Below are 3131 nucleotides of genomic sequence, written 5' to 3'. Positions count from 1 at the left end.
AGTTCGGCATCAGTTAAGTCGGCGGTGTTTATTGCGCCAATGCTGCCATCTGTCCATAATAAAGGATACCAAGGTTCAAAATGGGTAATGATTAACGGCTTAACTTCGGGATGATTGTGTAAATAATAGTTGATGCCGTCTGCGTAACTATTCAATAATTTCTTAAGCCAAGGGGCTGCGTTTTTGTAATCGGCTTTGGCTTCATTCGCATCTATCAATAAGCGAATTTCCAAATCATTGTACAAAGCGGCTTTTCCTTTTATTTCGGCCAGTCGTCCCAGTTTGTCTATGTAATTGTATTCGACTCTTTTGAAGTCGTCTTCGCATTGCGCATAGAGCATTCCAAAAACGGCATCGGCATCCGTTTTTCCGTAAACATGTGCAATTCCCCAGTTGTCTCTAATGATAGTGACTTGTTGAGCCAATTTTTGGAGCCGATTGATTTCCTTGCTATCTAGCTTTTGGGCTGTAGCGGTGTTGTTGAAGCTAAATACTATCAACCATAATAGGGAAATTATGTATTTGCAGTTTTGCATATGTAACAGAGAAAAAGTGTTGTGAATTTTAAGTTTAAACTTGAAAATGGGGAACTAATTCTTGTTGTTCTTAACGAGTAGCTTGTCTACAAGCTTACGTTTCGTTTAAAAGCGCAGCCCAATTCTATTAATGAATCGGTTTTTGCAATGCCGGGGATGTTGTCAATTTGTTCATAAAGTAGTTTTCTCATGTGTTCATGGTCTTTGGCAATCATTTTTATATAAAGAGTGTATGAACCAGTTATAAAATAACACTCTGTAATTTCAGGTATTTTTTTTAATTCTTCGATAACTCTTGCGGAGTCATGGTCTTTTTTTAGTGTAATTCCTGTGAAAGCTCCCCAATCATAACCTATTTTTTTTTCGTCTAGGGTAGGCTTGATTCCAGTTATGATTCCATTTTCCAATAAACGGTTGATACGTTGGTGAACCATCGTATTTGATATTTTTAAATTGGTTGCAATTGCCGAGAAGGCCATTCTCCCATCTTTTTCTAATTCTTTTATAATATTGATGTCAAATTCATCTAATATGTCCATTTTTATGTTTTTTTAAAGTTAAAATCACTTTTTTTAGGGTTATAAAAGTAATTATTTTTTTATTTATATTTTTTGATGAAAAACTACTTAAATGTTAAATTAAAAATATGACTTAATTTTTGTTTAAATAAAATAATTATTCATTTAAAATGTTAGATTTAAGTCAAAAATAAGTTTTTTTTGCTCATAAATAAAAATTTTAATTACTTTTGTTTTTTAAATTTTAAAAAATAACGAATCATGACACATACAACACAGGAACTTTCTTCCAAATCGGAAGTTTTAATAGAAAAAGAAAATAAATATGGAGCTCATAATTACCATCCACTACCGGTTGTTTTGGAAAAAGGTGAAGGTGTTTATGTATGGGATGTTGACGGGAAAAAATATTTTGACTTCTTATCGGCTTATTCAGCAGTGAACCAAGGACATTGTCATCCAAAAATTGTTGGAGCAATGATGGAACAAGCGCAACGATTGACATTAACTTCACGTGCATTTTATAACGATCAATTAGGAGTTTATGAGGAGTATATAACCAATTATTTTGGTTTCGACAAAGTGTTACCAATGAATACAGGTGCAGAAGCTGTAGAAACGGCTTTGAAATTGTGTAGAAAATGGGCTTATGAAGTAAAAGGAATTGCTGAAAATCAAGCACAAATTATTGTATGTGAGAATAACTTTCATGGAAGAACAACGACAATTATTTCTTTTTCAAATGATGAAGGAGCTCGAAAAAGCTTTGGTCCTTTTACTGAAGGGTTCATAAAAATTCCTTATGATGATACAGAAGCCTTAGAAAATGCTTTGAAATCATCAAAAAATATAGCTGGATTTTTGGTGGAGCCTATTCAAGGTGAAGCCGGAGTTTATGTTCCTAGCGAGGGTTATTTGGCGAAAGCCAAAGCACTTTGTGAAGCGCATAATGTTTTGTTTATTGCAGATGAAGTTCAAACTGGTATTGCCAGAACAGGTAAATTATTGGCGGTTCATCATGAAAATGTACAACCTGATATCTTAATTTTAGGGAAAGCTATTTCGGGAGGAGTTTATCCCGTATCGGCAGTTTTGGCCAATAATGAAATCATGAATGTTATCAAACCAGGACAGCACGGATCTACTTTTGGAGGAAATCCTATTGCGGCTGCAGTTGCCATTGCTGCTCTTGAGGTAGTACGTGAAGAAAATTTAGCTGAAAATGCAGAAAAATTAGGAATCATTTTGAGAAAAGGTCTTAACGAAATTGCAGAACGTAATCCATTAATCTCTTTGGTTAGAGGAAAAGGTTTGTTGAATGCCATTGTAATTTACAGTGGAGAAGATTCGGATTTGGCTTGGGATATCTGTCTTCGTTTTAGAGATTATGGATTGTTGGCAAAACCTACTCATGGAAATAAAATACGTTTCGCACCACCATTGGTAATCACTGAAGCCCAAATTCAAGAATGTCTTGTCATTATTGAACAAGCGTTAAATGATTTTAAATAGTCTCTAGGAATGAATAAGGTTATTAAGATTATCAAAAACCGATCGGATATTGGGGCAGGTACTCGTGGATCTGATATGGGGATTGATGCAATAGAAATTGCGGCAATAAATAAGAATAGTGATTATTTTAATGAGTATGAATTTGAAGATGTAAAAACGCATAACGAATCCATTTATGATAAATATCGCAGTTCTGTTGCCAAGAGAATTGAACATGTTGTTGAGCAATGTACTCGTGTTAATAATGCGGTAAAAAATAGCTTGACCAATAATTATTTTCCATTAGTTTTATCAGGAGATCATTCTTCGGCTTTGGGAACCATTAGCGGCATAAAAGCTGCTTATCCCGAGCAAACAGTTGGTGTTATATGGATTGATGCGCATGCCGATTTGCATTCTCCTTACACAACGCCATCTGGGAATATTCATGGAATGCCATTGGCGGCAGCGCTTGGTGACGATAATTTAGACTGTCAGGTCAATGATGTTGCCAAAGATACCCAAGAGCATTGGAATGAAATGAAAAATATAGGTATTGATGGTCCGAAAGTATTGGCTGAAAATT

Annotated in this window: 4 protein-coding genes; 2 read left to right on the top strand and 2 right to left on the bottom strand. The window is 34.8% G+C overall.

Annotation, left to right across the window (positions count from 1 at the left end; all coding sequences use genetic code 11):
- The coding region (locus VFS71_RS18210) for a penicillin acylase family protein (protein ID WP_414656007.1) at positions 1–500 on the bottom strand (500 nt) is incomplete at its 3' end.
- A gap of 122 nt (positions 501–622) precedes the next feature.
- Complete coding sequence (locus VFS71_RS18205; protein WP_326403044.1) at positions 623–1075, bottom strand: Lrp/AsnC family transcriptional regulator; 453 nt, start codon at positions 1073–1075, stop codon at positions 623–625.
- Positions 1076–1315: 240 nt separating this feature from the next.
- On the opposite strand from VFS71_RS18205, the gene rocD reads away from it, so the two are divergent.
- Positions 1316–2566 carry an ornithine--oxo-acid transaminase gene (gene rocD / locus VFS71_RS18200; RefSeq protein WP_326403043.1) on the top strand — a complete coding sequence of 417 codons (1251 nt, stop codon included), beginning with the start codon at positions 1316–1318 and terminating at the stop codon, positions 2564–2566.
- Positions 2567–2575: 9 nt separating this feature from the next.
- The coding region (locus tag VFS71_RS18195; RefSeq protein WP_326403042.1) for an arginase family protein at positions 2576–3131 on the top strand (556 nt) is incomplete at its 3' end.

The sequence above is a fragment of the Flavobacterium sp. genome (genome assembly GCF_035760125.1).
GTDB lineage: Bacteria > Bacteroidota > Bacteroidia > Flavobacteriales > Flavobacteriaceae > Flavobacterium.
Note: the sequence above shows the minus strand (reverse complement) of the source record. Positions and strands in the feature narration are given on the sequence as shown.

Excerpts from the sequence above, each read along its gene's own strand:
- VFS71_RS18205 (WP_326403044.1), bottom strand. The coding sequence starts at position 1,075 with ATGGACATATTAGATGAATTTGACATCAATATTATAAAAGAATTAGAA.
- rocD (WP_326403043.1), top strand. The coding sequence starts at position 1,316 with ATGACACATACAACACAGGAACTTTCTTCCAAATCGGAAGTTTTAATA.